The sequence below is a fragment of the Photorhabdus sp. RM323S genome (assembly GCF_042879375.1).
GTDB classification, from domain to species: Bacteria; Pseudomonadota; Gammaproteobacteria; order Enterobacterales; family Enterobacteriaceae; genus Photorhabdus; species Photorhabdus tasmaniensis.
Window position 1 is genome coordinate 1 of the sequence record NZ_JBHFKZ010000100.1, and the last position, 4,580, is coordinate 4,580.

A 4,580-nucleotide genomic window follows, 5' to 3' on the forward strand; every position below is an offset into this window, starting at 1 on the left:
TAATTAAATAGAGGATTAAATAATGTCAAAAAAATTAACAAAAGATTTAAAGAAAAAAATAGTTAATAATGCTTTGTTATTTGCTGGAATACCCGAATTACATACAGAATTGGGAAGGGAAAGGGACCAGCTGGCAAAAGATGTCAGAATTGTCGCTCTGGGAGGAGAAGAAAAAGTCAAATATTATAATTGCGTATATAATAAAGCGCTTGAAGGTATTAAAGAGTTACAAGTTAATTTTAACCCCCATATTCGCATTTATGATGATCTTGAAGATGGTATATACGCAGCATTTGGTGGGTTACAGTCCGGAAAATTGTACTACGGTGAAGATGATTCGGGAGAAAGCATTCAGTTAATGACACCAACAAAAAGCCATTGTCTCTTTCCAGCATATCATGAGCTCTCTATCCGATTCACAGAGATAGAAAAAAAAGCAATTGAGATAAACAATAAGCACACTGAAATAATAAATAACGTTTACGCTATTTTAAATTCAGTCACAACAACAAAGCGACTTATTGAAGTCTGGCCGGAAGCGAAAGATTTAATTCCCTCCGAAGAAGTGAGAATTACAAATACTTCATTGTCAGTAAAAGTTGAAGATTTAAATAAAATGATTGGCATACCAAGAGAGGAATAAACAATGTCAGACAATAAAAGACACGTGCACGCTGATTCAATGCTTGAATATGCGCTCGATGCTTCGAGAACCGATCAACCTTGGTTGCTATGGGAACAATTATGTGCTGATGAAGAATGGAGAACTTTTCGTTCAAATCCGGATTGGAACATTAATTCTCTGTATCGTCGCAAGCCGGAAATGATCACAATCGGGAAAGTCAGTTTTCCAAAGCCGATTGATTATGAGCTAAAAGAGGGGCAAAAATACTATGTGACGGGGTGGTCAGGCTCAGTAAATTGGACACGTGACGAAAAGGACATCGAGTTATTAGAAAATGGCAGGATTCATCTAACAGCAGCTGCTACAAAACAACATAATGATGCATTAATTAAAATAAGCCGGGGTGAGTTTTAATAAAGTGGTAGTAACGCCAGTGGAGGGCTAAAGGGGTATGTCATGAAAATAAATAAACAACTTTTCAATCTAGCTCAATGTGAAGCAAGAATAGCACAAAGTATAGAAAGTCAAATAACATGGTCAATAGCTATGAACTATCTGAGACTAGCATATGAATATGATTAAAGAGTGGCTCTTCGCTATGTTATATCCATCGTGTTTAATTCTCTTTTCAACAATCATTTTAATTTTCGTGAGATAATTATGCTTAAGATTTATTGTGACACCTTTAAGAGCTTTACAAAAAATAAAGGATATGAAATTGAAGTTGAAGATGGATATTTCATAACAAAAGGGACTGCTAACGAAATTATTGGCAACTCTAATCTTTGCTTCAATGAAATAAAGGAATATTTCGAGAATATGGGTTATAAAATCGAGGCTTTATAATATGAGTCCATACGCCGTTTATGATGAAATTGAAGAAAAAAGGCTGGAAGAGGAACATTACAGGGAAGTTATATTAGAACAACAAAGCATGGACGCTGAGACTATTTACAATAAACTTCCGCTCGAATCAACTAAGCTATTCTCAGACATAACAAATAAATATTTCGGCAATATATTTGAAGATAATATTGAGGCAATGAATTTGCTCAGTGATTTTTTATATTCCGCATGTTTATTAGTAGTAAAGCAAAAGGGGTAAACAATGAAACCCGGTATTTATTATGACATATCAAACGAAGATTATCATTCCGGAGCCGGTGTTAGTAAGTCGCAATTAGACATGATCGCGAAGGAAGCAGCACTTTTATTATGGAACAAGGGCGCTCCAGAGGATGAAGAGAAAAGGAACGCTCTTGATATGGGAACGGCGCTTCATTGTTTATTGTTAGAGCCTGATGAATTTCATAATCGTTTTATCGAGGCTCCCGAGTTTAATAGAAGAACTAACGCAGGGAAAGCAGATGAAAAGGAATTTCTTAAACAGTGTGCTGATACAAAGAAAACAGTCATGGACTACGAGCAACATCGTAAGCTAAAAATTATGCGTGAGAGTGTTATGGCTCATCCAGGAGCAAGGAAGCTTTTAGAATACGAAGGATTTTGTGAGTCATCAGTTTACTGGAATGACCCGGAAACAAGTGAACTATGCAGAATTAGGCCGGATAAACTAATACCCGACAAAGATATTATTCTTGATGTTAAAAAGGATATCGACAACATACAAATGGAACTATTCCTACTTTTTGTTTTCTTGCTGTCAGTGAATCTATTGACTGTGGTAAATACCCGGTTCGCTTATTCGTGTTAGATCATTACGACAGAGAAATAGGCTTTAACTTATTCAAAAGGGATTTAAATAAATATCATGAATGCCAAACTAAAGGGAATTTCGGTTTAGGCTTCGAAGTGATTCAACGCCCTGAATGGGCACGGAGGAGAGATGAATAATAGTGTTATTAACCCGTTTAGCTCTAATGCACAACAAGCACAAGCGGGAAATGGGATGGTTGCCGTTGAGCAACAGCGCGCAATACAAGAAGTACAAGCCGCTCTGGTGATCGCTAAAAAGTTTCCGCGTGACCCAATTATTGCAATGGATAGAATATTACAAGCATGTACTCGCCCCACTCTTGCAGAAAGCGCGCTTTACTCATATTCGCGGGGCGGCGCTGAAGTAACAGGACCCAGTATTAGACTAGCTGAAGCTGTCGCACAAAACTGGGGAAATATTCAGTTTGGCATTCGCGAGCTTGAACAAAAAAATGGCGAATCATCTGTTGAAGCGTTTGCGTGGGATATTGAAACAAACACACGGCAAGTTAAAACATTCACAGTTCCACACGTTAGATATACGCGCAACGGCAAGAAAAAGCTGGAAGATCCCCGGGATATCTATGAGATAGTTGCGAACCAAGGCTCAAGGCGATTACGAGCATGCATTCTCGGAGTGATACCCGGTGACGTTATTGAATCCGCCGTTAATCAATGTGATGTGACACTCAGAAGTAATGCTGATACATCTCCAGACGCAATTAAAAAGATGATCGCAGTATTCAAGGATGAATTCGGTGTCAGCAGTGAACAAATTCAGAAACGTATACAGTGTCGCGTTGAAGCAATGCGTCCCGCTCAAATGGTCCAAATGAAGAAAATCTATGCAAGCTTACGTGATGGAATGTCAAGTATAGATGACTGGTTTGAAAAACACGAAACAACTCAAAATAAAGTTGATGAACTAAATAATATGGGAAATGCAACAAATGAGGGAACCGAATAAATATATCGGTAATCCGTGCCCGCGAGGGCACACGCTAAGATATGCGTCTAATGGTAGCTGTATTGAATGTCAGAGCTGTAGAGATAAAAAAAGGAAAAAGCAAAAAAGAGAAATCGATAAAAGAGTAAAGTACGACGACTTTACTCATAGCGTATTTATTCTTGGAAATCCTGAAAGATGTAAAAATTAAATTAAATTAATGAGGTGATTTATGGCTGTGAAGTTAGAAATTCTTATCTCGTTTAATGAAGACTTAAATAAGCATCATGTCGAATATTCAACTGCATTTACTTCATGCAGCACGCATGAAGAGAGACAGATTCTTACGGAGTTAAGAACTAAATTATTATCTGAAATGGACAATGAATATGTGGGAAATCGTTATGTTAATTAAAAAAAGGGTTTATTATGGAGAAAACACCGTGGAATCCGAGTGTCAAAGCAATACTTAAAGTAAAGAATCCACTTCCCCCGCCAGATATCTGTAACTATTGTGGCTCATCAGTAAAAATAGCAAGTCACAAAGAAATATATGATGGTAGAAGTTTCGGAAATTGGCCATGGGCTTATTTATGTAATTGCTGCGGTGCATACGTCGGCATGCACCCTTTTACTAATATCCCCTTAGGCACTCTCGCTGACGCTGAAACTCGCAATGCCCGGAAGCAATGCAAGCCATATTTTGAGAGGTTATGGAAATTCAACGGCGCTACTTTTAGTCGCAAGGATGCTTATAATTGGCTTGCAAATAAATTGGGAATCAAAACAAGTGAATGTCATTTTGGCTGGTTCGATATTGACACTTGCTATCGAGCTAAAGAAATTTGTGAAAATATGATTATTAAGAAGAGGTCATTATGAGCAATACAGAGTCTTTAATATCCGCATGTCAAGAATTAGCAAGAACTGCGAATTGTGATGATTATTTAATTTTGAATGAGATTGCAGACAAATTGAAATCAATGCTTAATATAGATTGGAACTTCACAGAACATCCCGACGTCAAAGTCGGAGAAGAAATTAAGTGCTGGGCTTATATTGAAAAAACTATTCGAAGATTTGATTATTGTGATATTGATGAAAATGGAAAAGTACAATACTACTATAAACCCGCTGAATTAAAATATTTTGTCACTGTTTTAGTTTATCAAAATAAACCTACACCGACAGGAGAAAATATCTATTTATGGGAAGACGGCAAGGAAGATATTCCAGACTGGGCCGCGCAAAATGAAGATTATGATTGGCTTCATAGCGTGGGATGGGTTAAAG

At 37.3% G+C, this 4,580-nt stretch carries 5 protein-coding genes and 2 pseudogenes; all 7 read left to right on the forward strand.

Features of this window, described 5'->3' with window-relative positions; translation table 11 throughout:
• Window positions 1-22 precede the first annotated feature (22 nt).
• A complete protein-coding gene (locus ACGF7G_RS21595; protein WP_387468289.1) occupies window positions 23-643 on the forward strand; it encodes an Nmad5 family putative nucleotide modification protein in 621 nt (206 codons plus the stop codon).
• Window positions 644-646: 3 nt separating this feature from the next.
• A complete protein-coding gene (locus ACGF7G_RS21600) occupies window positions 647-1,039 on the forward strand; it encodes a hypothetical protein (RefSeq protein ID WP_387468291.1) in 393 nt (130 codons plus the stop codon).
• Between the two features lie 433 nt (window positions 1,040-1,472).
• Window positions 1,473-1,730 (forward strand): hypothetical protein, encoded by a 258-nt coding sequence (locus ACGF7G_RS21605; protein WP_387468293.1) that lies wholly within the window; start codon window positions 1,473-1,475, stop codon window positions 1,728-1,730.
• A 3-nt stretch (window positions 1,731-1,733) separates the two neighbouring features.
• A pseudogene (locus ACGF7G_RS21610) lies at window positions 1,734-2,479 on the forward strand (PD-(D/E)XK nuclease-like domain-containing protein).
• The gene (locus ACGF7G_RS21615; RefSeq protein ID WP_387468295.1) at window positions 2,472-3,308 is read left to right on the forward strand and encodes a hypothetical protein; all 837 of its coding nucleotides are present in this window, start codon (window positions 2,472-2,474) and stop codon (window positions 3,306-3,308) included. Before ACGF7G_RS21610 ends, ACGF7G_RS21615 begins: the two are co-directional and overlap by 8 nt.
• Window positions 3,309-3,716: 408 nt before the next feature.
• A complete protein-coding gene (locus tag ACGF7G_RS21620) occupies window positions 3,717-4,169 on the forward strand; it encodes a zinc-finger-containing protein (RefSeq protein ID WP_387468296.1) in 453 nt (150 codons plus the stop codon).
• Window positions 4,166-4,580: pseudogene (locus tag ACGF7G_RS21625) on the forward strand (hypothetical protein); the annotation flags it as partial. The gene ACGF7G_RS21620 and the pseudogene ACGF7G_RS21625, both read left to right, overlap by 4 nt.

Excerpts from the sequence above, each read along its gene's own strand:
- ACGF7G_RS21595 (WP_387468289.1), top strand. The coding sequence starts at position 23 with ATGTCAAAAAAATTAACAAAAGATTTAAAGAAAAAAATAGTTAATAAT.
- ACGF7G_RS21600 (WP_387468291.1), top strand. The coding sequence starts at position 647 with ATGTCAGACAATAAAAGACACGTGCACGCTGATTCAATGCTTGAATAT.
- ACGF7G_RS21605 (WP_387468293.1), top strand. The coding sequence starts at position 1,473 with ATGAGTCCATACGCCGTTTATGATGAAATTGAAGAAAAAAGGCTGGAA.
- ACGF7G_RS21615 (WP_387468295.1), top strand. The coding sequence starts at position 2,472 with ATGAATAATAGTGTTATTAACCCGTTTAGCTCTAATGCACAACAAGCA.
- ACGF7G_RS21620 (WP_387468296.1), top strand. The coding sequence starts at position 3,717 with ATGGAGAAAACACCGTGGAATCCGAGTGTCAAAGCAATACTTAAAGTA.